This window comes from Isoptericola sp. NPDC057191 (assembly GCF_042670225.1).
GTDB lineage: Bacteria > Actinomycetota > Actinomycetes > Actinomycetales > Cellulomonadaceae > Isoptericola.
In genome coordinates, this window is the sequence record NZ_JBHUWC010000011.1 from 1 (window position 1) to 26,604 (window position 26,604).

22 protein-coding genes are annotated in these 26,604 nt (G+C 73.8%); 7 read left to right on the forward strand and 15 right to left on the reverse strand.

Annotation, left to right across the window (positions count from 1 at the left end; translation table 11 throughout):
* Positions 1–18 precede the first annotated feature (18 nt).
* The gene (gene eno / locus ACFT55_RS03540) at positions 19–1,302 is read right to left on the reverse strand and encodes a phosphopyruvate hydratase (RefSeq protein WP_380241536.1); all 1,284 of its coding nucleotides are present in this window, start codon (positions 1,300–1,302) and stop codon (positions 19–21) included.
* 176 nt (positions 1,303–1,478) lie between these two features.
* On the opposite strand from eno, the gene ACFT55_RS03545 reads away from it, so the two are divergent.
* From ACFT55_RS03545 to ACFT55_RS03555, 3 genes are all read left to right on the forward strand, one after another.
* Entirely contained in the window at positions 1,479–2,210 is a 732-nt protein-coding gene (locus ACFT55_RS03545) for a hypothetical protein (RefSeq protein WP_380241538.1), read from the forward strand.
* Positions 2,211–2,377: 167 nt separating this feature from the next.
* Positions 2,378–3,946 (forward strand): ABC transporter permease, encoded by a 1,569-nt coding sequence (locus tag ACFT55_RS03550; RefSeq protein WP_380241540.1) that lies wholly within the window; start codon positions 2,378–2,380, stop codon positions 3,944–3,946.
* A 65-nt stretch (positions 3,947–4,011) separates the two neighbouring features.
* Positions 4,012–4,680 carry an ABC transporter ATP-binding protein gene (locus ACFT55_RS03555; protein WP_380241542.1) on the forward strand — a complete coding sequence of 223 codons (669 nt, stop codon included), beginning with the start codon at positions 4,012–4,014 and terminating at the stop codon, positions 4,678–4,680.
* Positions 4,681–4,687: 7 nt separating this feature from the next.
* Here the strand turns inward: ACFT55_RS03555 and ACFT55_RS03560 are convergent, their stop codons facing one another.
* The 8 genes from ACFT55_RS03560 to ACFT55_RS03595 all read right to left on the reverse strand — a co-directional run bounded on the left by ACFT55_RS03560 (position 4,688) and on the right by ACFT55_RS03595 (position 15,606).
* Positions 4,688–6,106: a hypothetical protein gene (locus ACFT55_RS03560; RefSeq protein ID WP_380241544.1), complete on the reverse strand. Its 1,419-nt coding sequence runs from the start codon at positions 6,104–6,106 to the stop codon at positions 4,688–4,690.
* Between the two features lie 115 nt (positions 6,107–6,221).
* On the reverse strand, positions 6,222–6,809 hold the full coding sequence (locus ACFT55_RS03565) for a hypothetical protein (protein ID WP_380241546.1): 588 nt from the start codon (positions 6,807–6,809) through the stop codon (positions 6,222–6,224).
* A complete protein-coding gene (locus ACFT55_RS03570) occupies positions 6,806–8,074 on the reverse strand; it encodes a hypothetical protein (protein WP_380241548.1) in 1,269 nt (422 codons plus the stop codon). The genes ACFT55_RS03565 and ACFT55_RS03570 overlap by 4 nt, the downstream gene beginning before the upstream one ends.
* On the reverse strand, positions 8,071–8,844 hold the full coding sequence (locus ACFT55_RS03575) for an ABC transporter ATP-binding protein (protein WP_380241550.1): 774 nt from the start codon (positions 8,842–8,844) through the stop codon (positions 8,071–8,073). Before ACFT55_RS03575 ends, ACFT55_RS03570 begins: the two co-directional genes overlap by 4 nt.
* A 776-nt stretch (positions 8,845–9,620) precedes the next feature.
* Positions 9,621–9,857 (reverse strand): hypothetical protein, encoded by a 237-nt coding sequence (locus ACFT55_RS03580; RefSeq protein WP_380241552.1) that lies wholly within the window; start codon positions 9,855–9,857, stop codon positions 9,621–9,623.
* 85 nt (positions 9,858–9,942) lie between these two features.
* Positions 9,943–13,557, reverse strand: coding sequence for a transcription-repair coupling factor (mfd, locus tag ACFT55_RS03585; RefSeq protein WP_380241554.1), 3,615 nt, complete (start codon positions 13,555–13,557; stop codon positions 9,943–9,945).
* Between the two features lie 257 nt (positions 13,558–13,814).
* Positions 13,815–14,780, reverse strand: a complete 966-nt coding sequence (locus ACFT55_RS03590; RefSeq protein ID WP_380241556.1) for a DUF4190 domain-containing protein — start codon at positions 14,778–14,780, stop codon at positions 13,815–13,817.
* A 199-nt stretch (positions 14,781–14,979) separates the two neighbouring features.
* Positions 14,980–15,606 carry a DUF4190 domain-containing protein gene (locus tag ACFT55_RS03595; RefSeq protein WP_380241558.1) on the reverse strand — a complete coding sequence of 209 codons (627 nt, stop codon included), beginning with the start codon at positions 15,604–15,606 and terminating at the stop codon, positions 14,980–14,982.
* 183 nt (positions 15,607–15,789) lie between these two features.
* Between ACFT55_RS03595 and ACFT55_RS03600 the strand changes: the two genes are divergently transcribed.
* Positions 15,790–16,461 (forward strand): phosphatase PAP2 family protein, encoded by a 672-nt coding sequence (locus ACFT55_RS03600; protein ID WP_380241560.1) that lies wholly within the window; start codon positions 15,790–15,792, stop codon positions 16,459–16,461.
* Between the two features lie 61 nt (positions 16,462–16,522).
* Entirely contained in the window at positions 16,523–17,797 is a 1,275-nt protein-coding gene (lhgO, locus tag ACFT55_RS03605; RefSeq protein ID WP_380241562.1) for an L-2-hydroxyglutarate oxidase, read from the forward strand.
* Positions 17,798–17,837: 40 nt separating this feature from the next.
* Here lhgO and ACFT55_RS03610 read toward each other — a convergent pair whose 3' ends face one another.
* The 6 genes from ACFT55_RS03610 to ACFT55_RS03635 form a co-directional block, all read right to left on the reverse strand.
* Entirely contained in the window at positions 17,838–19,307 is a 1,470-nt protein-coding gene (locus ACFT55_RS03610; RefSeq protein WP_380241564.1) for a DUF4038 domain-containing protein, read from the reverse strand.
* Positions 19,304–20,461, reverse strand: coding sequence for a GNAT family N-acetyltransferase (locus ACFT55_RS03615; RefSeq protein WP_380241566.1), 1,158 nt, complete (start codon positions 20,459–20,461; stop codon positions 19,304–19,306). Before ACFT55_RS03615 ends, ACFT55_RS03610 begins: the two co-directional genes overlap by 4 nt.
* Complete coding sequence (locus tag ACFT55_RS03620) at positions 20,458–21,564, reverse strand: glycosyltransferase family 4 protein (RefSeq protein ID WP_380241568.1); 1,107 nt, start codon at positions 21,562–21,564, stop codon at positions 20,458–20,460. Before ACFT55_RS03620 ends, ACFT55_RS03615 begins: the two co-directional genes overlap by 4 nt.
* The gene (locus ACFT55_RS03625) at positions 21,557–22,618 is read right to left on the reverse strand and encodes a glycoside hydrolase family 99-like domain-containing protein (RefSeq protein WP_380241570.1); all 1,062 of its coding nucleotides are present in this window, start codon (positions 22,616–22,618) and stop codon (positions 21,557–21,559) included. Before ACFT55_RS03625 ends, ACFT55_RS03620 begins: the two co-directional genes overlap by 8 nt.
* Positions 22,619–22,756: 138 nt before the next feature.
* Positions 22,757–23,755 (reverse strand): matrixin family metalloprotease, encoded by a 999-nt coding sequence (locus tag ACFT55_RS03630; protein ID WP_380241572.1) that lies wholly within the window; start codon positions 23,753–23,755, stop codon positions 22,757–22,759.
* 182 nt (positions 23,756–23,937) lie between these two features.
* A complete protein-coding gene (locus tag ACFT55_RS03635; protein WP_380241574.1) occupies positions 23,938–24,534 on the reverse strand; it encodes an acyltransferase in 597 nt (198 codons plus the stop codon).
* Between the two features lie 198 nt (positions 24,535–24,732).
* Here ACFT55_RS03635 and ACFT55_RS03640 point away from each other — a divergent pair, with 198 nt between their 5' ends.
* On the forward strand, positions 24,733–25,623 hold the full coding sequence (locus tag ACFT55_RS03640; protein ID WP_380241576.1) for a hypothetical protein: 891 nt from the start codon (positions 24,733–24,735) through the stop codon (positions 25,621–25,623).
* Positions 25,616–26,602, forward strand: a complete 987-nt coding sequence (locus tag ACFT55_RS03645) for a glycosyltransferase family 2 protein (RefSeq protein WP_380241578.1) — start codon at positions 25,616–25,618, stop codon at positions 26,600–26,602. The genes ACFT55_RS03640 and ACFT55_RS03645 overlap by 8 nt, the downstream gene beginning before the upstream one ends.
* Positions 26,603–26,604: the final 2 nt, after the last annotated feature.

Consider the following 26,604-nt stretch of genomic DNA (forward strand, 5'->3'; position numbering starts at 1 on the left):
TCGAAGTACTTCCGGGTGTCAGCCCTGGAAGCGCGGGAAGGCGGAACGGCCGGCATAGCGGCCGGCGTCGTCCAGGGCCTCCTCGATACGCAGGAGCTGGTTGTACTTGTTGATGCGCTCGCCGCGGGCCGGGGCGCCGGTCTTGATCTGGCCGGCGTTGGTGGCCACGGACAGGTCCGCGATCGTGGTGTCCTCGGTCTCGCCGGAGCGGTGCGAGGTCATCGTGGTGAAGCCGTTGCGCTGCGCGAGCGTCACGGCGTCGAGCGTCTCGGTGAGCGTGCCGATCTGGTTGAGCTTGACCAGCAGCGAGTTGGCGGACTTCTCCGCGATGCCGCGGGCGAGACGCTCGGGGTTGGTGACGAACAGGTCGTCGCCGACGACCTGCACCTTGTCGCCGACCTCGGAGACGAACTGCGTCCAGGCGCCCCACTCGTCCTCGGACAGCGGGTCCTCGATCGAGACGATCGGGTAGTTGGCGACCATGCTCTCGTAGAGCTTGATCATGTCCTCGGTCGAGTGCGTCTCGCCGTTCTTGAAGTGGTACGCGCCGTCCTTGAAGAACTCGGTGGCGGCGACGTCCATCGCGATGGCGATGTCGGTGCCCGCCGTGAAGCCGGCCTTCTCGATCGCCTCGAGGATGAGGTCCAGGGCCGCACCGTTCGAGGGCAGGTCGGGGGCGAAGCCCCCCTCGTCGCCGAGGCCCGTGGAGAAGCCCTTGGACTTCAGCACGCCCTTGAGCGCGTGGTAGACCTCGGTGCCCGAGCGGAGGGCCTCCTTGAACGTGCTCGCCCCGATCGGGGCGATCATGAACTCCTGGAAGTCGACGGTCGAGTCCGCGTGGGACCCACCGTTGAGGATGTTCATCATCGGCACGGGCAGCACGTGCGCGTTGGGGCCGCCGATGTAGCGGAACAGGTCCAGGCCGGCCGACTTGGCGGCGGCCTTCGCGACGGCGAGCGAGACGCCGAGGATCGCGTTGGCGCCCAGCTTGCCCTTGTTCGGTGTGCCGTCCAGCTCGATGAGGGTCTGGTCGATGATGCGCTGCTCCTCGGCGTCGTAGCCGATGAGCTCGGGGGCGATGTCGTCGATGACGGCGTTGACCGCGCCCTCGACGCCCTTGCCCAGGTAGCGGCCCTTGTCGCCGTCACGGCGCTCGACGGCCTCGAAGGCACCGGTCGAGGCGCCCGACGGGACCGCCGCGCGGGCGAACGTGCCGTCGTCCAGCGCGATCTCCACCTCGACGGTGGGGTTGCCGCGCGAGTCGAGGATCTCGCGTGCTCCAACGGCTTCGATGCTTGCCACGGGCTGCTCCTTCAGACGGGGCTCGCGGGCGACCGCGCGGCAAGGCCCAGGCGGAGGTGCCCGGGGCCGCTGACGCCCGCGACGGTGCTGGGTTGACGCCCCCAGCCTAGACCGGCACCCCGCGGGTGGCGCCCACGACCACGGACCGGGCACGCCGCGACGCTAGCGTGGGCACCGTGGACGGCTTCTGGGACTTCCTCGGTTCCTACTGGTGGTTGGTCTTCCCGCTGAGCGGCGTCGTCGGCGGCTGGGTGCGGGGCGCCCAGGTGTGGGACGAGCGCCGCCGCCGCGACAAGCTCGAGATGTACCGGCTCAAGCACGCGCACGCCCAGGAGGCGCAGGCCGAGGAGCAGGCCCTGACCAGCGAGATCGAGCGCACCCTGGCCGCCCACGACGACACGCAGCGGCGCTGGCTCGAGTACGAGCTCGACGCCGTCAAGACGCTCGAGTACCCGCTGATGTCGGACATGCGCGAGCAGGTGACCGTCGACTTCCACCGCGCCCGGCGCGAGGCGGAGGACCTGCGCCCCGACGACCTCGACCTGTTGCGCGACCCGCGCCGCCTCGACCGGTACCGCGACGCCGTGCGCGAGATGCAGGTGCGGTTCGACGTCGCCGAGCGCGAGGCGCGCCGTCGTCGCGCGTCGGACTTCTCCCCCGCGGAGCGCCAGGCGCTCGACCGGGCGAAGAAGCTGCTGGCCCTGGCCGACGACGAAGGGGCCACGCAGGCCGAGCGGCAGTCGGCGTACCGCCGGGCCACCAAGGAGCTCGAAGGCATCATCGCGCTGCCGGACGCGGCCACCGACGCGCTCGAGCAGCGCATCGCGGGACAGCTCGGCCGCGGCGCCGGCGGAGCCGGCGGGGACCGCGGGGACAGTCACAGCGGCGAGGCACCCGCCGGCGCCTGACGCACCACGCACCTTCGGGCGCGCCTCGCCGCCTCCGTCCCGCCTTCACAGGACCACCACAGGCCGGCGGCAGGGCCACCCCAGGCGCGCGCCCTAGTTTCCGGGGCGTCCCGTGGCAGCGCAGCCACCTCTCCCCTGCGGTCACCGCACTCCTTCGAGGAGCCCTGATGTTTCTCACCTACCTGCGCCGCGAGCTGCGGCACCGGCGCAAGCAGACCGTGGTGGTCGCGATCGGCCTCGCCGTCGCGATCGCGCTCGTCATGGTCGTGTCGTCCGTCTCCGCGGGCGTCCGCGACGCCCAAGCCTCCGTGCTCGAGTCGGTGTACGGCGTCGGCACCGACGTCACGGTCACCCAGGCCGGCGAGCGCGGCTCCGGCGGCCCGGGCCGCTTCGAGTTCGGCTCCGGCGACGGCACCGCGGACGACGACGGCACGCGCACCCTCGACCAGGACCGGCTGAGCGTCGGTCCGGGCACGGCGGCGTTCGACGACGACGCCCTGACCACCGTCACCGGCGTCGAGCACGTCACGGGCGCGGCCGCCACCCTGACGCTGCAGAACACGTCGTTCTCCGGCGAGATGCCGGACTTCGACGCCATGCGCCAACAGCAGAACCAGGGCCAGGGCCAGGGCCAGGGCGAGGGTCAGCAGGGTGGCACCGGCAACGACCAGCCCAGCGGCGGCCCCGACGGCGCCGGCGGCAGCGCGTTCCAGGTGGACAGCACCACCGTGACCGGCGTCGACCCGACCGCCGACGCCGTCGGCCCGCTCACCACGGTCGAGGTCGCCGACGGCCGCGGGCTGGAAGCCGACGACGCGGGCACCGGGAAGGCGGACCCCGCGAAGGTCGCCGTCCTCGACGCCACGTACGCCGACCAGCAGGAGCTCGCCGTCGGCGACACCGTGACGGTGGGCGGTACGAAGCTCGAGGTCGTCGGCACCGTGACGTCCACGACGGGCGAGGGGGTCGCCACGGCGTCGGACGTGTACGTGCCACTGGCGCTCGCGCAGCAGCTCGCGGACCTCGACGGCCAGGTCACGGACCTGTACGTGTCGGTGGACTCCGCCGACCACGTCGACGCGGTCGCGGACGCCATCTCCGTGGCGCTGCCCGACGCGTCCGTGAGCACCCAGTCCGACCTCGCGGGCGACGTCACCGGATCGCTCTCCACCGCGTCGTCCCTGGTGTCGACGCTCGGCACGTGGCTGAGCGCCATCGTGCTGGTCGCCGCTTTCGGCCTCGCCATCCTCTTCACCGTCTCGGGCGTCAACCGCCGCACCCGCGAGCTCGGCACCCTCAAGGCGATCGGCTGGTCGCGCGGCCGCGTCGTGGGCCAGGTGGCGGGCGAGTCCGTGGTGCAGGGCCTCGCCGGTGGCGTCGCGGGCATCGTGCTCGGCGGCGTCGCGGTGGTCGCGATCAACCTCGCCGGGATCACCCTGTCCGGTTCCTCGGGCGGTGGCGGGTTCAGCTTCGGCGGCCCCGGCGGGGGCGGCGCGGTGCCCGGCGGCCAGCCCGGCGGCGGTGCCACCGGCGGCGGCGGTGGCGGTGGGCCGTTCGGCGGGATGGCGGACGCCGCGAGCAGCGCCGTCGACGTCGTCCTGCACGCGCCCGTGTCCGTGTGGGTGGTGGTCGCGGCCGTCGGGCTCGCCGTGCTGGGTGGCCTGCTCGCGGGTGTCGTCGGCGGCTCGCGCGCCGCCCGGCTGCGCCCCGCCGAGGCCCTGCGCTCCCTCGCCTGACCCGCACGCCCACCACCTGACCAGCACAGACCAGCACAGACCAGGACCGTCCAGGAAGGACCGTCATGTACCAGCTCGAGAAGCTCACCAAGACGTACACCGGCAAGCGCACCGTGCACGCGCTGACCGACGTCACCCTCGAGATCGGCGACGGCGAGCTCGTCGCGATCCAGGGCCCCACCGGCGGCGGCAAGTCCACGCTGCTGCAGATGCTCGGCGGCCTCGACCGGCCGACGTCGGGCAGCGTGCGGCTCGCCGGCGAGGACCTCGCGTCGCTCGACGACCGCGGGCTCACCCGTGCCCGCGCCCAGCGGCTCGGCTTCGTGTTCCAGCACTTCAACCTCATCCCGACGCTCACCGCCGCGGAGAACGTCGAGACCGCGCTCGTTCCGGCCAAGGTCGGCAAGGTGGAGCGGTCCCGGCGGGCGCTCGCCGCCCTCGACCAGGTCGGGCTCGCGGAGCGCGCCGACCACCTGCCCGGCGAGCTGTCCGGCGGCCAGCAGCAGCGCGTCGCCATCGCCCGGGCGCTGGTCAAGGACCCGACCGTGCTGCTCGCGGACGAGCCCACGGGCAATCTCGACGAGGCCACGCGCGACGAGATCGTCGAGCTGCTCGAAGGGCTGTGGAAGGAGCAGGGGCTCACCGTCGTCATGGTCACCCACGACTCCGTCGTCGCCCGGCGCGCGCAGCGTCGCCTGCGCATCGCCGGCGGCAGGGTCACCGAGGCGGCCTGAGCGCCGCTCAGTGGCTGGGCTGCACCGCGTCCGGGCTGCGCGGCGCCGCGAGCGCGGCGTCGTCGTCCGGACGCGGGGGCCGCGCCACGACCTCCAGCACCGCGATGAGCACCCCGGCCACCAGCGCGGTGCCGATGACGAGCCTCGGCGTGGGGCTGCCGGCGAGCAGCAGCACCAGCGCGGCGACGGCGATGATCGCCACGCGCACGAGCGTGCGGTAGCGGCCCAGCCAGTCGCCGACGGGACCGGTCGTCACGCCGCGGCCCTCGCCGTAGTCCCGCAGCCGCGAGAACCCCCGTCCCGCGCCCGCGCGCAGCGAGCGCGCGGACGCGCTGCCGCCGCCCAGGTACGCGACGAGCGCGACCACGAGGCCGAGCACGCCGACCGTGCGGAGCGTGACCCGCAGGAACGACACCACCTGGTCGAACAGCACCTCCGCCGCGTCGAGGCGCAGCACCACGTCCTGCAACGCGTCGAGGTAGATCCCCCGCGCGATGGCGAGCCCGACGGCGAGCAGCACCATCCCCGCCGCGAGCGCCAGCCCGGCCACCACCAGGGTGCGGGCCTTGTGCCGGGCGACGAGCACGCCTGCGGCGAGCAGGCCGAGCGAGATCCAGGGCAGCCACGTGCCGAGCGCGACGAGCTGCGCGTACCGGTTCTGCACCTGCACCAGCTGCGAGGTCTGCATCACGGTGAAGGTGGCGTTCACCTCCGGGATCCTCGCGGCGATGCCGAGCCCTCGGTCCACGAGGCGCTGCTTGAGCAGGTCGATCATGCCGGAGAGCTGGATGGTGAGCTGGCCGTCCTGCCCGATCTGCAGGAGCTCGCCGCCCTGGCCCTGCATCGTCGCGACGAGCTGCTCGTGCGCGACCCGGTTGGCCTGCACCCACGCGTCCTCGAACGCGCTGCTGCTCACCACGTTGTCAGCGGCTCGCCGCACGAAGGACTCGACACCGCTGGTCAGCGGTCCGCCGAGCTGGCCGAGGGCGTCCGTCGCGCGCGGGCCGACGCCCTGCTGCTCGAGGCCGTCGACGACGGTGCCGAGGATGGCGTCCACGTCGATCTGCTCCATCACCACGTCGGTGAGTCGGCCTGCGACGGCGGACTGGATCGTGGGGTCGGAGGCGAGCGGCCCCACGGTCGCAACGTAGCGGTCGGTGTCCGTGAGGGTGCGCTCCCCCCACGCGGCGATGACCGCGACGGGCGCGAGCAGCGCGCCGAGCACGACGAGCACGACGGCCGTCGCGGCCCGGCCGCGGTGGCGCTCCCGGGGCGGGGCGGGCGGCGCCGCAGCGACGAGGACCGGCTGACCTGCGGACGCCAGCCGCGCGCGCAGCTCGGCGTTCTCCTGCTCCAGCCGCGCCAGCCGGGCCGCTGCGTCCTCGGGCAGCGCGGTGCCGCCCCCGCCGTCGGTCGTGCCGCTCATCGCGTCCTCCGTCGTCGCCTGCCCACGGGGCCCCCGCCGGGCCCGCTGTGGCTCATGCTAGGGACGCGCGACCATTCCTACCTGCCGAAACGGGCCCTGGGGCGGGCGCAGGGGATCAGTCGTTGTGCGCCCCTCGCCGGGCGTACCAGACTCCGGCGGCCAGGCACCCGGCCGCACAGCAGAGCAGCCGTCCCGCGCCGCAGTCCGTGCGCAGGATCCACGCCCACCAGGCGTATTCCAGCCCGTCCGTGCTGGCGAAGAGCATCGCGCCGACGGCGTGCAGCAGGGGTACCAGCCATGCCAGCCGGACGAGACCGACGACGGCGGCGGCCGACGTCAGCGTCGTGAACCAGGCGAGGTTGGCGAGCGCGGCGGGCACGGGGCTGTGCCCCGCGGCCGCGACGAGCGCGGTCACACCGGCCGCCACCGCGACCAGCGCGACGAACCACACGAAGCGGGCGACCATGAGCCGTGGGTGCCGCCGACCTTCGAGCGTGCGGTCCGTCTCGTTGGAGATCCCGGCGGCGACGGCGAACGCGAGCGGGACCGTGACGAGCAGCACCGTCGGCACGGGCCGGGGGAACACGCTGGCGGCGATCCCGGTGAGCTGCAGCGACGCGACAGCGGACGCGCCTGCCCCGCTGGCCAGCATCACCACACCCGCGGTGCGCGCGCCGTGCACGGCAAGCCACGGCACGATCACGGGAGGGCTCCCACCACCGCCGGGTCGCAGCGCTCCAGCTGGTCCACGAGCTCGGCTGTGCGTTGCGGGCTGAGTGGCTTTCCCCTCGGCGGCAGGCCGGCATCGCCGGGATCGATGCCGACGAGGAGGAGCCACGTGCCGAGCAGAGCGTCGCTCACCTCCCAGTACGCGGGCGGCGGTTCGTCGACGTACACGTCACAGTGGCGCGGGATCAGCAGCTCGCCCGCCACGGATGCGACGTCCGCGGGCGCGTGCGGCGCGTACGGGTCGAAGAAGGAGTCTGGCGTGAACGTGAACAGACCCGCCTCACGATCGGCGACCCCGTTCTCGGCCACGGCACGCACCTCCGCGGGCGCGAGCGCCGAGTAGCCCGCGTCGTGGGCTGCCTCCACGAGGCGGCGTACCGCCCCCTCGTAGCGTGCCCGCCCTCCGGCGACCTCGGCGAAGTCGCAGACCACGGGCTGCGCCCCTCGGCAGTCCGTCGCCCGTCCGTCGACCGCCCGGTACGACGCATTGTGGAGCACCGTCGGGACGACGAGGACGAGGACCGCCGCCACGGCGAGGAGACCAGGCCGCCATCGTCGGCCGGACGCCTCGCCAGGGCCGCCTTGGCGCACGGCGAACAGAGCCACCGTGATCAGCGCGAGGAGCAGAAGCTGCGCCCCGTAGTACGGCACCGCCGGGGCCAACCCCAGCATGGTGCCGCCCTCGCCCACGACTCCGAACACCTCAAGGCTCGTCCCGGGCAACGCCAGGTATCCGGCGAGGAGACCCAGCGCGACGAGTGCCGCGACGATGCCCGCGACGAGAGGGGCGAAGGCGATGCCCACCGCATACCCCAGGGCAACCACACTGCACAGGACGCCGACCTGCGTGGCCAGCGGGAGCAGATGAGCGGCAGACCACGGAAAGTCATGTGCGCCCTGGCTGCTCCAGGCCATCATCGCGACCCACACCACGAGGTGCAGCAGGACGATCGGGCCCAGCGCCGCCAGCACGGCGAGTCGCAGCGGCGAACGACCGCGCGCAGCACCTGTGACGAGGTGGCGGCGGTCGACCTGCGACACCCGGGAGATGTCCAGCGCGACGGCGCCGGCGAGGAGCACGCCGTACGGGAACACGGCGGTCCCCACCTGGGTCGTGGTCCAGGTCAGGTCGTGCTGCCAGGCCTTCCCGGCGCCGAGCACCGAAAACACCACGTAGCAGGGGACGGCAATCACCGACACCCACGGACCGACGTGGGTGCGCAGGACGGCGCCGATCATGGCAGCCGCTCGTCGCCGTGCACCATCAGCGCGGTGATGGCGGCTTCCAGGTCGTCTCCGGACGTCTCCTCAAGGTCGGTGACGTCGCCGTCGTAGACGACGTGCCCTGCATCCAGGACGATCACGCGGTCGGCGAGGGCGCGGACGTCGTCGACGAGGTGCGTGGAGATGACGGTGACGCGCCCGCCGCTGGCGCCCTGGATCACGTCACGCATCGCCTGGCGTTGCACGGGGTCCAGGCCGACGGTGGGCTCGTCCAGGAGGAGCACCTGGGGGTCGTGGACGACGGCGTGGGCGAATGCCAGACGGCGACGCATCCCGCCGGACAAGGATCGGATCGGGACGTCCGCGCGCGTGGTCAGGTCGGCACGCTGCAGTGCGGTGTCGACGGCGGCCCGACGGCGGCCTCTGGGCACGCCGTAGACCCATGCGACATAGTCGAGGTACTGACGACAGGTCGCCGTCCGCGGCAGCCCTAGCTCCTGCGGAAGGTAGCCGACAGTGGAGATCCCACCCGTCCGCCCCACGCCCTGGACCGAGCCGAAGGTCGGCGCCTGAACCCCGGCGAGAACACGAAAGAGGGTCGACTTCCCGGCGCCGTTCGCACCGACGAGGCAGGTGATGCCGGGCCGGAACGTCAGGGTGATCGGCCCGATCGCCGCTCGCCGGTAACGCACCTCCGCGCCGTCGAGCCGGACCGCCCTCGTCTCGGGTGCAGCTACGCCCGCCACTAGTAGTTGTCCGGCTTCGACGCGTTGTACCCGCTGCACGGGTCGGCTTTGTACTTAAGATCCAGGCAGACTTTGACGCGCCCCCGGGCTGTGCTGGCATTCCAGTTGGGGTTCAGCCTGTTGTGATAGTAACTGGTGTTGTATGACGAGGACCTCCTTCGCACGCCCGAGCTCGAACCCTCGTTATAGAACTTCCGAGAGCACGAGTAGGTCGCCGACGCCGAGGCATAGCTGTACGAAAGCGATGTCGAGCTTGACAAGCAATGCCCGGCGTTCGACTGCGGCGCATGGCGAATATAGGCACCGCGGGATCGCTTGGCCCGGACACTCTGCCGGACCTTGTATCGCGCCGTGTACTTCGTGCCGTCGAGCGTGCGCTCCACGGCCCACGTGCCATAGCCGATTCCGCTTCCGCTATTACCTGACGCGCGCAGCGTTCCCCACGAGCTCCAGTGACCTAGTGCACTGGCGCTCGGAGCGAGGCCGACGCCAACTCCCAACGCCAGTAGCATCACCAGCACCAAGCTCCGCAATGGGTTCGACTCCGATCGTGAGCCACTACCCCTCAGACTGCGCAAGATTCCTCCCTCGGAGATCGTCCCGTTCATCCCTGCCCGGTCGCGAACTGACCACCACCATCGAGCCTGACATGCCGGGAAGCCTCTCCGCGCATCCGTGCAGGATTCGCACGAAGGGTTTGCGGGAGCCGAGCCCTCCGGGGTCGGCAGAGCGACTCAGAGGGCTTCGACGTGGGAGCCGCTGGTCTCAGAGCGGACGTGCTTGACGGCCTTCGCCGGATTCTGGCCGATGCTGATTCAGCCGTGGCGGGATGGCTTCGATGAAGCGAGCTTCTTTGACGTGAGAGCGCCCGCGAAGACGCACAGGCCGGCGGCCACGGAGAGCACCGTCTTCGCGACCCCCTCCTTCGAGGCGGCGAGGATCACGAACGTGGCGAGCACGACGAGCTCGAGACCGAGTGCGAGCCTGAGCAGCCGTGCCTGACGGTCAGCGAGACCGGCCAGGGGAATCCTGGCGCTGGGAGTTGTCTTCACGGGGCTCTCCTACGATCGGTGTGAAGAGAGCGTGACCTACCGAGAACGGCCTCGCCGCGACCGTGCAGAACTCGCACGGAAGGGATCAGCGCGACGAGGTCCCGACACCCGCCGCGGCGGACACGTCCCCGAGGACGACCGCGTCGATGAGCTGACGCGCCCACGCGAGCACCTCGGCGCCGCGCAGAGGGCGACCGCCGATGCGCGCCGTCGTCGGGAAGGGCACGAGGACCGCCCGGATGGCCGGCTTGAGGATCGTGCCCGGGTACAGCCGCTTGAGGCGCAGCTGTGCCGACTCGGGCAGGTCCACCGGCGCGAACCGGACGAACTTGCCCTGCGCGGTGACGTCGGCGATGCCGGCGCGGCGGACGTGGTTGCGGAAGTCCGCGACGTCGAACAGGGCGGAGGCGACGTCGGGCAGCGTGCCGTAGCGGTCCACGAGCTCGGCACGCACCTCCGCCAGCGCGGGGGCGTCCTGCGCGGCGGCGATCTTCTTGTACGCCTCGAGGCGCAGCCGCTCGGTGGCGATGTACGACTCGGGCAGGTGCGCGTCCACGGGCAGCTCGATGGTGACCTCGGGCTGCTCCTCCTCGCGCTCACCGCGGAACGCGGCCACGGCCTCGCCCACCATGCGCACGTACAGGTCGAAGCCGACGCCCGCGATGTGCCCCGACTGCTCACCGCCCAGCAGGTTGCCCGCGCCGCGGATCTCGAGGTCCTTCATCGCGATCTGCATGCCGGCGCCGAGGTCGGTGTGCGCCGCCATCGTGGACAGGCGGTCGTGCGCCGTGTCGGTGAGCGGCCGCTCCGGCGGGTACAGGAAGTACGCGTACGCGCGCTCGCGACCGCGGCCCACCCGGCCGCGCAGCTGGTGCAGCTGGGACAGGCCCAGCATGTCCGCGCGCTCCAGGATCAGGGTGTTGGCGTTGGAGATGTCCAGGCCGGTCTCGATGATCGTGGTGCAGACCAGCACGTCCAGCTCCTTCTCCCAGAAGGCGCGGATCACCTGGTCCAGCTGGTGCTCGCTCATCTTGCCGTGGGCCACGCCGATCCGGGCCTCGGGCACGAGCTCCGCCAGGCGCGACGCCGTCCGCTGGATCGTCTCCACCTTGTTGTGCACGTAGAAGACCTGGCCCTCGCGCAGCAGCTCGCGACGCAGGGCGGCGGCGATCTGCTTCTCCTCGTACGCGCCCACGTAGGTGAGGACGGGGTGGCGCTCCTCGGGCGGCGTGGCGAGCGTCGACATCTCACGGATGCCGGTGACGGCCATCTCCAGCGTGCGCGGGATCGGCGTCGCGGACATCGCCAGCACGTCCACGTTGGTGCGCAGCTGCTTGAGGGTCTCCTTGTGCTCGACGCCGAACCGCTGCTCCTCGTCCACGATGACCAGGCCGAGGTCCTTGAACCGCACCGACCCGGTGAGCAGGCGGTGGGTGCCGATGACGATGTCCACGGTGCCCTTCGCGAGCTCCTCGACCGTCTCCGCCGACTCCTTGTCGGACTGGAACCGCGACAGCGCGCGCACGGTCACCGGGAAGCCCGCGTACCGCTCGGAGAACGTGTCGAAGTGCTGCTGCACCAGCAGCGTCGTGGGCACGAGGACGGCGACCTGCTTGCCGTCCTGCACGGCCTTGAACGCGGCACGGATCGCGATCTCCGTCTTGCCGTAGCCGACGTCGCCGCAGATCAGCCGGTCCATCGGCACGGACTTCTCCATGTCGGCCTTGACCTCGTCGATCGTGACGAGCTGGTCGGGGGTCTCGACGTACGCGAACGCGTCCTCGAGCTCGCGCTGCCACGGCGTGTCCGGGCCGAACGCGTGCCCCTGCGTGGCCATGCGCGCCGAGTACAGCCGGATGAGCTCGCCGGCGATCTCCTTGACGTGCTTGCGGGCGCGCGCCTTCGTGTTCTTCCAGTCCGCGCCGCCCATCTTCGACAGCGACGGCGCCTCCCCGCCCGTGTACTTCGTGACCTGGTCGAGCTGGTCCGTCGGGACGAAGAGCCGGTCGCCCGGCTGGCCGCGCTTGGACGACGCGTACTCGATGACGAGGTACTCGCGGGTCGCCGCGTTCGCCCCCGCCCCGAGCGAGCGCTGCACCATCTCCACGAACCGGCCCACGCCGTGCTGCTCGTGGACCACGAAGTCGCCGCCGCGCAGCTGCAGCGGGTCGACGACGTTGCGGCGCCGGCTCGGCATCTTGCGCATGTCGCGCGTCGTCGACCCCTGACGGCCCGTGAGGTCCGACTCGCTGAAGACCGCGAGCCGCAGCTCGGGCGCGACGAACCCCTTGCCGACCAGCGCGGGCGCGACGAGCACGACGCCACCCTCCGGCTCCTCCCCCAGGGCGGAGACGAGCCGGGCCGCCGTGTCCACCGCGGAGAGCTGCTCGACCATGCGCTTGGCCGGGCCGTGCCCCTCCGTGGTCAGCAGCAGGCGCCAGCCCGCGCGCTGCAGCGTCTGCACGTCGTCCAGCGCGCGCTGCAGGTCGCCGCGGTACGACTCGACGTCGCGCGCGCCCACGGTGAACGTCGTGACGCCGTCCACCTCCGACGTCGGCGCGACCGCCGCCTCGTCGTCGCCCTCCGTGGGGGCGTCGAGCGCGAACGACGACAGCGTCCACCAGCCCAGGCCGCGGCGGGCGGCGACGTCGCGCACCTCGGTGAAGGTCTCGAACGACGCTGCGGACAGGTCGATCGGGGCGGCACCGCCCGCGACGGCGCCCGTCCACGCGGCGGCGAGGAACTCCTCGGTCGTGGCGACGAGGTCGTGCGCACGACGGCGGACCCTCTCGGGCTCGTCGATGACCAGCAGCGCGTCGTCGGGCACGAGGTCCAGCACCGGCACCATGCGCTCCACGAGCACCGGCGCGAGGGACTCCATGCCCTCGACCGCGACGCCCGCCGCGAGCCGGTCGAGCATCTCGATCGCGCCCGGCAGGCGCTCGACCAGCGCCGCGGCGCGCTGCCGCACGGCGTCGGTGAGCAGGATCTCGCGGCACGGGGGCGCCCACAGGCCCTGCTCGGCGATCTCCAGCGACCGCTGGTCGGCCACGGCGAACCACCGGATCTCCGTCACCTCGTCGCCCCAGAACTCGAGGCGCAGCGGGTGGTCCTCGGTGGGCGGGAACACGTCGAGGATGCCGCCGCGCACGGCGAACTCGCCGCGCCGCTCCACCATGTCGACGCGGCTGTACGCAGCGCCGACGAGACGGTCGGACACGTCCGTGAGGTCGGCGGTGTCGCCGATGTGCAGCTCGACGGGCTCCAGCTCGCCCAGCCCCTCGACCACGGGCTGGAGGAGGGCGCGGGCGGGCATGACGAGCAGGCGGATCGGCCCCGTCTGGCCCCGCTCGGGCGCCGGGTGCGCCAGGCGGCGGAACACTGCCAGCCGCTTGGCGACCGTGTCCGCCCGGGGCGAGAGGCGCTCGTGCGGGAGCGTCTCCCAGGCGGGCAGGACCGCGACGTCGTCCGCGCGCTCGTCAGGCAGGTAGGCGCGCACGGAGGCGGCGAGCTCGTCGGCCTCGCGCCCCGTGGCCGTCACGACCACCAGCGGGCGCACCTCGGCCGCCGCCGCGAGCAGCGGCGCACGCACGCCCACCGGTCCCACGACGTCGGCGAAGCCCCCGGCCGGCACGTGCTCCAGCGCGGCGGCAGCACCGGGGTCGGCGAGGAGGGCGGGGACGATGCCGGTGAGGTTCATGCGGGTCCTTCGGGTCTGCGACGCGGTCGGGGCGCTCTGGGTCGGAGCTCGTGCGGGCACGACGACAGGCCCAGCTCTCCCCGGGACGCACGGGGTTCACGGGCCATGGCCGGTGAACCGTGCGACCGGCGGGGTGCCGGGCGTGCCGAACCAGACTACGCCGCGCCTCCGACGTCGCCCTGCCGTGACGCCGAACAGGTGGTTGTTCACGTTCTGAACGCTCAGAACATGAACAACCACCTGTTCGGCGGGGTGGGTCAGCTGCCCGGGAGCTGGCTGCGGAGCTCCTCGGGGAGCTGGTCGCGGATGCCGTCGGGGAGGCTGTCCAGGAGGTCCTCGCACGACGTCGGGTCGCCCGCCTGGCACTGGCCGCCCAGCTCCTGCAGCCGGTCGGTGTCGCCGAGGGTGCCCGCGAGCTCCCGGAGGTCGTCGAGGGACATGCCGCTCGACAGCCCGCCGAGCAGCAGGTCCGGGATGGACAGGTCGGTCTGGGTGACGTCCTCGGCCTGCGCCAGGGCCTGCTCGATGTCGTCGCCGTACGTGTTCCACAGCATCAGGCCCACCACCACCAGGACAGCCGTCACCACGACCTGGATCGACCCGAACGTCACGCCCGTGACCGCCATGCCGCGGCCGCCCGTGCCGCGGCGGCGCGTGCGGTCCATGCCGATGCCGCCGAGGACGATCGCCAGGACGCCCAGCAGGGGCACGACGAACCCGAAGATCCCGGTGATCAGCGCCGCCACCGCCGTCGGCTCGGTTCCGCCACGACGCTGGGGTGCGCCGTGGCCGGGGACGCCTGCCGGTGCGGGAGCCGGCGCGGCGGCACGGGCGGCGACCGGAGCCGGGGCAGCTGCCGGGGCCGGCGCCGCCCCCCACGGCGAGGCCGGGGCCGGCGCGGCCGCCTGCCGCGGGGCCGCGGCGGGCGACGGCGCAGCGGCCACGGGTGCCGGCCGAGAGCCGACAGGCCGGGACGACGCCGTCCGCAGCGGGGGCCCGGGCGGCGGGGTCGTGCCCCCGGACTGCGGCGCGAACACCTGCGTCCGGTCCCCACCCTGCGGCGCGAACACCTGCGTCCGGTCGGCGCTCTGGGGCGGCAGGACGCTCGTCTCCGCGGACGCGGCGGACGGCGTCGCCGGAAGCACCTGCGTCCCGTCCTCCCGCGGCGGGAACGCCTGGGTGGGCGGGGCGTCGTGGGCGTCGTACCCGCGCGGGTGGCTCATGGTCCTCCTGGTCGCTTCGACGTCGGGGCAGACGTCGGGGCAGACGCCGGGTCAGGCGCCGTCCGACCCGCGATGCTACCCACCCGACGGCACCCGGCGGCAGGTCCGACGGGTCTCCACGCAGGACCTTCGCACTCCGGCCGGACGGCCCGGCAGCGCGAGCCCTCGACGGGCGCCTCACGGGCGCGACCCGCGGCGGCTACCGAGCGCGCAGCAGCGCCGCCGACGTGTCGAACGTGGTCTGGAAGTCGCTCGGGTCGATCTGGGAGAACAGCGCGACGGCGAAGACGACGACCAGGATCCACGCGACGACACCCACCGCCCCCAGCACGATGCCGGCGATCGCCATGCCCTTGCCCTGCTGACCCGTGCGCGAGATCCGCGACAAGCTGATGATCCCCAGCACGATCGGCACGATCGCCAGGCCGAGGATGCCGGTCACGAGCGCCGCGATCGCCCAGCCGTCGGTGCCGGCCGACGGCGCGTACGGCTGCTGCCCGTATGGCTGCGCGTAGGGCTGCTGCTTGTACGCGGGCGGCTGACCGTAAGGCTGCTGCGCATGCTGCTGCCCCGCGTCGCCGTACCCCGGCACCGGGCCCGGCTGCTCCCCCGGCGCCCCCTGCTGCGGATACGCCGGCGCCTGCTGGTACGGGTCCGGCTGGGACTGGTACGGGTCCGGCTGGGACTGGTACGGGTCGTGCTGCGGGGCCTCGGGCTGCGGGGGGTACGGCTGGCCCGGCTCACCGGGCTGCTCGGACTGCTCCCGCCGCTCCGGCTGCTCGGGCCGCGGTGCGTACGGGTCTGGCTGGTTGCCGTCCTGGCTCATGACCGTTCCTTCTCGTCGACGCCGCGCGACGGGGCGCGTCCCGGCCGCGTCCTGCTCCCCCCACTATGCCGGAGGGCGCGCGCCCTGCGCCGGAGGCGGGGGGTCGGCGGGCCACGGCATTTCACCCGCCCTGGGGCGGGCCCGCGTCTCGACCGCCGACCGGGCCCGGGCGACGATCGGACCATGACGGTGGACCGGTGGTGGAGCGCCGTGCGCCGGTACGACGCCGGGACGCTCGCCGTGACGTCCGTGCTGCTCGTCGTCGCGCTGCTCGCCGACTACGGGTTCGCGGTGCGGACGGCGGCGGGGCAGCGCCTGGACGTGGCCGCCTTCGGCGACGTGAGCCTCCTGCACGACCTGTTCGGGACCCCCGCGGGCTGGCTGCGCGACGCCGCGCCCGTGCTGCTCGCCGCGGCCGCGCTCGTCCTCGGGGTGCTGGCCCTCGCGCACGGGCGGTGGCGGAGCGCGACGGCGGGGGCCCTGGCCACCGGGGCCGCCCTCGCCGCGGCCACCGTGCTGCGCGACGTCGTGCTCGACCGCCCGATGCTCGGCGGCCACGGGTACGCCCAGAACACCCTGCCCAGCGGGCACGTCGCCGCGGTCACGGCCCTCGCCCTCGCGGTGCTGCTGCTGTGGCCCGGCGTGCGGCCCGCCCCGCCCCGGTGGGCGGTCGTGGGCGGGGCCGGGGTGGTCGCCGCCGCCGCAGGGGCGTCCGTCGTCACGTACGCGCACCGGCCGAGCGACGTCGTCGCGGGCGTCCTCGTCGGGGTCCTCGCGACGACGCTGTCGTGCTGGCTCGTCCGGCCGCCCCTCGCCGTGGCCGAGCCGCGCGTCGTCGCGCCGCGGCGCGCCTGACCGGCGGGTTCACCCGACCGTTCACCCTGTCTGCCGCTCCCCCCGGGGCACCCCGGCTGCCATGCTGGACGCGGCGGGCCAGGACAGGGACCCGGCCCGCCACCGTCCACCGGACCGGGGAGGAATCGTGCGCATCATCGTCGTCGGAGGCGGGATCATCGGGCTGGCGACGGCGGCACGCCTCGCGCGCCGCGGCGACGACGTCACCGTGCTGGAGAAGGAGCCCGAGCTCGCGCTCCACCAGACCGGCCGGAACTCCGGGGTCATCCACTCCGGCCTCTACTACGCGCCCGGGAGCCTCAAGGCCCGCCTGGGCACCGCGGGCGCCGCGTCGATGACGCAGTTCGCCACCGAGCACGGCATCGCCGTCGCCACCACCGGCAAGCTCGTCGTGGCGACCAGCGCCGACGAGCGCGACCGGCTGCGCACGCTCGCCGAGCGCGGCGCCACCAACGGGGTCCCCGTGCGGGAGCTCGACCCCGTCGAGGCGCGCGAGTACGAGCCCGACATCACCTGCGTCGGAGCCCTCCGCGTCGAGACCACGGGCGTGGTGGACTACCGCGGCGTGTGCGCCGTCCTCGCCCGCCAGGTGCGGGCCGCCGGCGGCACCGTGCTCCTCGGCCGCGCCCTGCGCACCGCCTGCGTGATCGGCACCCAGGTGCACGCCGAGGTCGACGTGGTCGACACCCGCGAGCGCCACGAGCTCGTCGCCGACGCGATCGTCGTGTGCGGCGGCCTGCACGCCGACCGGCTGGCGCTGGCGTGCGGCGTCGACCCCGGTGCCCGGATCGTGCCGTTCCGCGGCGAGTACTTCGACCTCGCGCCCCGCGCGGCCGACCGCGTGCGGGGGCTCGTCTACCCGGTGCCCGACCCGCGGTTCCCCTTCCTCGGCGTGCACCTCACGCGCGGCGTACACGGCGGCGTGCACGCCGGGCCCAATGCGGTCCTGGCGCTCGCCCGCGAGGGCTACCGGCGCCGCGACGTCGCGTGGCGGGACGTCGTCGACGCCGCGTCCTGGCCCGGGCTGTGGCGGCTGGCGGGACGCAACCTCGCCCCCGGCGCGGCCGAGGTCGTCCGGTCCGTGTCGCGCACGCTGTTCGCCGCGTCCGTGGCGCGGCTGCTGCCCGGCACCACCGCCGACGACCTGCACCCCGCGCCCGCCGGCGTGCGCGCGCAGGCCCTGCACCGGGACGGGTCGCTCGTCGACGACTTCCTGCTGCGGACCGCGCCGCGGCAGGTGCACGTCATCAACGCGCCGTCGCCCGCCGCCACCGCCTCCCTGGAGATCGCGCGGCACGTCGAGGCGGAGCTGGACCGCACGATGGCGGCCGCCTGACCCTGCGTCGCTCCTGACCCTCGCTCGCTCCGAGAGCCGCTCAGCCCGCCTCGACGACGAGCAACCAGTCGCCGTCCCCCTCGGCGTTCGGACCCGGCGTGGTCATCCGGGTGGTCAGCGGCACGCGCGTCGACCTCCCGGAGGCGGGGTCCACCCAGCGGGCCTGCGCGCCGCGCGCGAACCGGGTCGTGTCCAGCACGACCGTGCGGGCCGTGGGCACGTAGACCAGCGCGAGGTCCCCGTCCGGGCTGATCGCCGCCGTCGCGTGGTCGGACTCCAGCACGTCGGCGAACCCGCCGTTCTGCGTGCCCGTCGTGACCTCCTCCCCGGCCCCCTGCACGATCAGCGCGTCGTCGGGCACCAGGCGCCACCAGGCCAGGGAGGCGACGAGTTCGTGGAGGCGGCCGAGCTGGGCGACGGCTCGTGTGTCGACGTGCTCCTGCCAGTCGGGCAGGAACGGCCAGATCGCCCGGTGCCCGTAGGCCGCGCCGATGCCGCCCGAGGTGTAGGTCCACAGCACCTGACGCCGCAGGGACTCGTCGGTGGTCTCGGGCCCGCCCTCGTTGTTCTCCTCCTCGAAGTTGGACTCGATGAGCATCACCGGGGCGGTGTGCCGGTCGTAGGCGGTGCGCACCGGGCCGTAGGCAGGGCGGTAGGTGTACGCGGCCTCGAGGTCGTAGACGCCCCGCCACCGCGGGTTGTCCCACGACGTCGAGTCGCCGTTGTAGTACTGGACGGTGACCGGCTGGGTCGCGCCGCCGTCGCGCAGGCCGTCGACGAAGCCGAGGAGCTGCGGGTCGTAGGCGTCCCATTCCTCCGGCCGGTAGTCGACGCCCATGAGCCACACGATCCCGGGGGTGCGGGCGTACCGTGCGCCCATCGCCTCACCCAGCTCGTGCGCCTTGTCGGCGTCGTAGTCCAGGCCGGCGGCCTCGAATCCCGGCTCCGCCGCGCCGGGTGCCAGGAAGACGGTGATGCCGACGCGCCGGGCAGTCTCGAGGACCTGGTCGAGCCGCCGCCAGTAGTCGGGGTCCAGGCGGGAGGCGTCGCCGTCGAACGGTTCGAGGCCGTCCGGCGTGCGCCGGTCCTCGCCCTCCTTGCCGATCCACGGGAGCGGCGTGATCAGCACGCCGTTGAACCCCTGCTCGGCCCGGTGCTCCAGGTGCGCGTCGATCTGGTCGGGCGTGAGGCTCTGCATCATGGCCCAGGCGGTCTCGGCGTGCAGCAGCACCGGGTCCCCGTGCTGGTCGACCAGGGTGCGGCGGTCGTCGCTCACTCCGACGACGACGGGCGGCCCGCCGGCGGTCACGGACCTCGGCGCGCCGCTCGGCACGGTGGTGTCCGTCGTCGGCGCGGCGCCGGCCCCGGGGCCGGTCGGACCGCGCGTCAGCAGCACGGCGCCGAGGACCACGAGGACGACGGCGACGGCGCACGCGAGCAGCACCGCCCGCCGTCGCACGCGAGCAGCACCGCCCGCCGGCGGCGACGCGGGAGGCTGCGGACCGGTCATGTCTCGCGCGCGCGGCGGCGTTCGTGCGCGGCGACGGCCGCGGCGAGGACCCCGCGGCCGAGCAGGCCGCGGCTCACGACGACCGACACCACCGCGCGCCGGTCGGGATAGAGGCGGGCGATGTCGGGGTAGACCGCAGGGTTGACGCACGAGTCGAACACGGCGCCCTGCTCCCGCGCCCACCAGGCCTCGGCGAGGCGGCCCAGCACGCCCGGCCCGTACTCCCGCAGGTCCTCCGCGTACACGTCCCGGCCCCCGAACCACCGGTCGCCCTCGCGGTACGTGACCGTGAGGAAGACAGGCTTGCCGCCGGCCGCGAGCTCGCCCACGAGCAGCCGGTCCGCCGCGCGCAGCCGCGCCGTGAGCCCGCGCCACCAGGTCGTGCCGCCGTCGAGCACCTCGATCCCCTGGCCGCCGCGCTCGGGCCGCCCCTTCCACCCGGCGGCCTCCATCCGGACGACCTCCTCGACGGCGGCCGGGTCGGCGCTGCGGTCGCACCAGGTGAGCGGGCCGTGCGCGGCAGCCAGGGCCGCCGCGGTGCGTCGCACGCTCTTGCGGCGCGACGCGGACAGGTGGGCGACCAGCGCGTCCACCGGCACGGGCACGGGGCCTGGGCCTACGGGCCCGGTGGGGGCAGGGCTGACACGTGCGGGGCTGGTCGGCACGACCGCACCGCGCACCCCCGTCCCCCAGACGCGAAGGCTCGCTCCGAGGCGCCGTGCCGCCTGCCGCAGGGCAGGCCACGCCTCGCCGTCGGCGCCCAGCACGGGCAGTTCCAGGACCACCGGTCCGCGACCGGCCGTCGCCCACGACAGCAGCGCGGTGCTGGCAGCGACGGCGGCGTCCGGCGCGAGCAGCGGGGTGTGCAGGTCCACCATGGTCGACCCGAGCGGCGGGGCGGTGCTCCGGACCCGCACGGGCAGCCCGTGCCAGCGCGGCGACTCCACGCAGGGCAGCACGCCCACCAGGTCGTCGCCGTCCCAGGCCGTCACGACCAGCGGGTCGACCTCGGGCGCCAGGTGCCGGTGGGCGTCGCGCAGGAAGTCGACGTCGAAGTACGGGTTGGGCTCCAGCGCACGCCGCGACAGCGCTCGCCACGCGTCCGCCGTCGCGGGGTCGACCCGGGACAGCCGCTCGGCGCGGGCCCGGGTCACGGCCCCGCCGCGGGCGCCGGGACGCTGGCGGGGGCGGCCGGTACCGCGTCCTTGCGGTAGAGCTCCAGGTAGGTGTCGACGACGCGCGCGAGGGAGAACTCCCTGGCCCGCTCCAGCCCGGCGGCGGCGAGGCGTGAGCGCCGGGCGCCGTCGTCGAGCAGGCCGCGCACCGCCGTCCCGACCTGACCCAGGGGGGCCAGGAGCGCGGCGCGGCCGTCGTCCGAGACGTAGCGGGCGCCGACGTTCGGCGTCGCCACGACGGGCAGGCCGCTCGCCATCGCCTCCACGTAGGGGATGCCGAAGCCCTCGTAGTCCGAGGGCAGGCAGAACACCCAGGCGCGGCGGTAGGCGGCGGCGAGGTCGGCGTCGCTCAGCGCGCCGAGGACGCGGACGCCGGGACCGGGGTCGGCCGGGGCGTCGCGCGTGACCATCCACAGCTCGGCGTCCGGGTGGGCGGGCAGGACGTCGCGGGCGAACGCCGCGGCGAGCTCGGCCCCGCGCTTGCGGCCGCGCCACCCGCCGACGAAGAGCACGACGGGGTGGTCGGCGCGGGCAGCGTCGTCGGGGTGGAAGCGTGCGGTGTCCACGCCGTTGGGCACGACGCGGTGCACCCACGGGTACCAGCGGCGGGTGGCCGGGGACACGACGACCGTGGTGTCGGCGACGAGGCTCGCGAGCACCTCGGTGCAGCCGAGCAGCACCATCCGCAGGCGTTCCTTGAGGCCGCGGATGGTGCGCGCCTCCTCGAAGCAGGAGCCGTGCAGGGTGCGCACATGACGGGCGGTGCGCCGTCGCCACAGCCAGTAGTCGTCCCCGTGGGCGTGCAGGGCGTCGTAGCCGCTGAGGTCGAGGCGGCGCAGGGCGAGGGCGAAGCGGAACGTGCGCAGGGCGCCGCGCAGCTCGACGTGCCGGTGCCCGTACGTCGCGCCGGGCACGGGCGGGCACTCGCTGAGCACGTCGACGTGGTGGCCGCGCCGGGTGAGCTCGGTGGCGAGCTCGTGCACCTGGTACCCGATGCCCATCTTGCTGGTGGACGGCAGGTAGTAGGAGACCATCGCGATCCGCAGGGGCCTCGTGGTGTCGTCAGTGGCGTCGTCACTCATGCAGCCCCTCCTGCAGGGCGCGCAGCCAGCCGTGCCCGAACCGCAGGTCCGGCTCGAGGTGGTTGCCCTCCGCCCACTCGTTCCACGACTTCACCCACAGCAGACGCTCGTCGGCGGGCCGGCCGGCGAGGGTCGCGACGGCGGCGCGCACATGCTTCTCGAACTTGTCGGGCGAGGAGCCGCTGAGCACCAGCCCTCGGCGACCCGAGCGCGGCGTGTTGTCCCAGTTGGGGTAGACGCACGGCTGCACCCACGGCTCGTCCGGGCCCGGGCGCCACTCGTCCGCGAACGGATACACCTCGGGCGCGCCGAGCTTGCGCGCCGCCCGCATGCGGGCGAGCGTCCAGGGTGTGCGCCGGGCGGGCATCCGCATGTAGACGCCGGCGTCGAACCCGTCCTCCTTGACCCGGTCGTACCGGGGCCCGGTGCCCAGCAGGTCGCTCACCTCGGCCACGAGGTAGAGCCCGGGCAGGCCGGCCGCGCGGGCGAGGCCCTGCCACCGGTCGACGAACGCGGCGGCGTCCGGCAGCTCCTCGGGCCGGAAGACGTAGAAGACAGGGCGGTCGTCGACCCGCAGGTACCGCTCGTCGCGGAACGCGGGCAGCACCGCCGCGAAGTGGGCGCGGTCGTCCTCCTCGCCGCCGTAGCGCTGCTGGACGAGCACGCGGTCCGGGTCGCCGTGCCAGATGCCGCTCCACGTCTGGTTGGCCCAGGCGAGGCAGAACGACAGGCCGGGCTCGCCGGAGGCCAGCACCTCCGTGAACGGCCGCTCCAGGATGCGGCGGCCGTCGCCGAACCAGTAGTGCCAGTAGCAGAACGCCTCGATGCCGTACTGGCTGGCGAGGTCCGCCTGGGCGGCCCGCGCCTCGGGCAGGCGCAGGTCGTAGAAGCCGAGGTCGGCAGGCAGGTCCGGCTGGCGGTGTCCCGGGAACAGGGGACGTGCGCGGGCCGTGTTGGTCCACTCGGTGAAGCCGGTGCCCCACCACGCGTCGTTCTCCGGGATGGGGTGGAACTGCGGCAGATAGAAGGTCACGGCGCGGGCGGCGAGCGTCATGGCGCGGCGCCTCCTCCCCCAGGTCGACGACGGCGAACGGTGCGGTCGCCTGTGGCGACGCTAGCCGCGCCGGAGCCGTCCAGAACGGGGCGTGCCCGGCTTTCACCCCTGCGGGGGCCGAGGTTCACCCGGCCCGGGTCAGTAGAGGGCGGCGAGGCCGCGGACGTCGCCCTTGCCGAGCAGTCGCGCGGAGCTGGAGCACGGTTCGACGACGTCGCTCATCGTCATGCGGGGATAGCTCCTGTTGCTGACGTGCCCGAGACCGAAGGTGTGGCCGAGCTCGTGGGTGAGGACGGACTGGACGTCGATGCGGTTCCGGCAGGCGGACGAGCCAGGACTCGTCGTCCACGCGAAGCCGTTGCGGTTGAGACGGATGTCGGACTCGACGACCTTGTTCCTCCCGGCGTGCTTGACGCTCCAGGTCGTGGTCAGCCCGGCCATCTTGCGCGGCAGCGGACCGAAGTCGATGACGTTGACGTGGTCACGGTGGCCGTACTCCTTGGTCGTCGATCCCCTGGAGGAGTGGGTGGCACCGACGACGTCGCCGAGCCCGCAGTCGTTGCGCGAGGACGTGATGGTGCTTGCGGACCGGCTGATCACGGAACGGAACTGCTTGGTGCTCAGGCCTGCGGGGCGGGCGCCGTCCCCCACCCACCACGGGAAGTTGCCGTACACCTTCCACCCCGTGGTGCGGTACGCGGTCTGCCGGCACTCGGAGGGTCCCACGCTGGCAGTCTTCAGCCCGGCGAGCACGGCGACGCTCTGCGACGCACCCGTGTCCGCGTGGTGGTCCGCGGGATAGGTGATCGTGCCGGACTCGTCGACGGCCACGGTGAGCTCCGAGCGCCCGTCGACCGACAGGCCTTCGACCGACACGGTCTCGCCAGGGCTCGGGACCGGCGCACTGAGCCCGGAGTCCTCGTCGCTGATGACACGACCGACGAGCCGGCAGTCCACGACGTCGACGCCCGCGGGGACGTCGCTCTTGTCGACCGGACCTTGCCGTGATGCGGCACAGGTCGGTGCGGCGCCCGGGTCCGGGCTGTCGGAGGGAGGCGTCGCCGCGGGAGCCGGAAGTGTTCCCAGCCCCCAGATCAGGGCGGCGATCAGGGCAGTTGTCGTCAGGTTCGAGCGCACCCGCCATTAGTGGCACGAGTGGTGCGGCGGCCGCCCTCCTACCTCCCCGAGGTGAGTAGTAGACCTCGCCGCCTTGAGTACTGCGCGGAACACTTTGCGGTGATCGCAGCATAAAGTTCACCCGCTCCTCGTCTTGACGCCGGGTACCTACTCAGGCGCGGCGACGAGGTGGTGCGTCACGGTCAGACGAAGCGCTTGGCGTAGCCGAGGCGGTAGGTGAGGTCGTGCGACCGCTCCCTGATGAAGCGCGCAGGGTTGCCCCCGACCATCGCGAACGGCGGCACGTCCTTCGTCACCACGGCACCGGCGGCGACGACGGCGCCCTCGCCGATCGTCACGCCGGGCAGCACGATGGCGTGGCTCGCCACCCAGGCGTGGTCGCCGATCACGACCGGCCCGCCGACCTCCGCGAAGTCCGGCGAGTCCACGGCGTGCTGGCGCGTGTAGATCGTCACGTGGCTACCGAGGTTGACGCTCGCCCCGATGAGCAGGCCGGAGCGGCCGTCCAGGAAGCAGGAGTCGCCGATCGTGCAGTGCGGCCCGACGACGATCGACTCGGGCGCGTAGAACTCCGCGCGCCAGTGGATGCTCGACGTCGGGTGGAGTCGCAGCCCGGCACGCCGGTACACGGCGTTGCGCACCGTGTGCGAGGGGAACCGCCCTACCTCGGTGAGGAGCCGCAGCCGCAGGTCGCCCCACACCTCGCGGCGCCACCGCACGGCCTGCACCACCGCAGGCGGCGCCGCGCGCTTGACCGAGTCCCGGAGCGTGCCGCCCATCGTCGTCCTCCCGACCGCCGGGCCCCCTGCCCGCCGGCTCGAACGTATCGCCGGAACGACGGGCGGTCACCGGGCCTGCGCAGATTCCACCCGCAGTTCCACCCGCCCGACCCGGCCACCCGGGGGCCGCGCGGCGACATACTCGGGAGGTCACCGCACCGAGGCCCGCCGCCTCGGTCCGAATCCCAGGAGGACGCGATGACGGACCCCGGCGCCGGGCGCACGCCCCGGAACGGTCGACGCATCGGCGCCTACGTGCTGCCGGGCGACCCGACCTGGCTCGCGCGCACGCTGCCGCGCTACTACGACCTGCTCGACGTCCTCGTCGTCCCCGTGCCCACCGACGGCCGCGGGTGGACGGGCGCGCCCGTCCCCGTGGCGGACGTCGTCCGGCTGGTGCACGAGCTGGACCACCGCGGCATCGTGGAAGAGGTGCCGGGCCGGTGGACGGACGCCGCGCACCCGCAGCGCGCCGACACCGCCCAGCGGCAGGCCGCGCTCGACGCCCTCGGCGACCGGGTGGACTGGGTGCTCCAGGTGGACAACGACGAGCTCCTGCCCGAGCCCGCCGCGCTGCTCGCCGCGCTCGACGAGGCGGACGTGCGCGGCCTCGGCGCCGTCGAGTGGCCGATGCGCGTGCTGTACCGCCGCACCGACCGGCACGTGCTGGAGGTGTGCGCTGCGGACGGCTCGCCGCACCACGAGTACCCGGGGCCGGTCGCCGTGCGCGCCGGGGCACGACTGGTCGACGCGCGGCGCACGGACGGGGCGTTCCTGCGCGTCGTCGTCGCCGGGGACGACACGTCCCTGCAGCTGCGCCGACCCGCCGAGGACGGGGAGCACCGCGAGGTGATGGCCCGGCCGGAGCAGGCGATCGTGCACGACTCGTGGGCCCGCACGCCGGCGGAGATCCGCCGGAAGACGGCGTCGTGGGGGCACGCGCGCGACGCGCGGTTCAGCACGTACTTCTGGCTGCGCTGGTGGCCTGCCCCGGTGACCTGGCGCTGGCTGCGCGACCTGCACCCGTTCGCGCACGGCCTGTGGCCGCGCCTGCGGCGGCTGCCGAGCACGGGGCTGCTCGGTGACTGAGGGCCGGGACCTCCGCGGGGGCCACACCGTCGTCGTCCTGTCCTACCGGGGGCGCGAGGACACGCTGCGGTGCGTGGCGTCGGTGCTGGCCGGGTCGCAGGCCCACGTCCTCGTCGTGGACAACGGGTCCGGCGACGGCGTGCTGGCCGAGGCCGTCGCGCGCTGGCCGCAGGTCACCACCCTCCAGACGGGGACCAACCTGGGCTTCGCGGGCGGCATGAACGCCGGCCTGCACCGGGCCCTGGACGACGGCGCCGCCGTGGTCACGGTGCTGAACAACGACACGGTCGTCGACCCGGGGGCGCTGGACCGGCTGGCGGAGCGCGCCGCGTCGGAGCGCGTCGCCCTCAGCCCCGAGATCCGCTACCTGCGCGAGCCGGACCAGGTGTGGTTCGCCGGTGCCCGTCTCGACCCGCACGACGGGCTCCCCCGCCACCTGGACGCCGGTGAGGCCACCGCGCTGCGCGACCGCTCCGACGTGCCGTACGTCGTGGACCTCCTCGCCGGCTGCTGCGTGACGGCGGGGCGGGACGTGTGGTCCGCGGTCGGAGTGTTCGACGAGCGGTACTTCCTCGACTTCGAGGACTCCGACTGGAGCGTGCGCGCACGCCGGGCCGGCGTCGCGCTCGAGGTCGACCCGGGTGCCGTCGTCCGCCACGCGGTGTCTGCGTCGTTCGTCGGCGCCTACTCCTACCTGGGGCTGTACTACTACGCCCGTAACGCCCTGCTGTTCGCCCGCACCAGCGGGCGCCACCCGCACAGGCCGCGACACGCCGTGCAGGTGGCCCGCCTGCTGCGCCACCGACTCCTGCCCGTGCCGGTGCGAGTCGCCCGGGACCGCGGCCCCCGCACGGGACTACGCCACGGCGTCGTCCTGGCAGCGGCCCTGGGAGCCAACGCAGCACGCCGCTACGGGCGGGCGCCGGCCCGTCTCGAACGCCTTGCCGACCGCTGGGTGAAAACGCCGCCGACCGGGTGAAA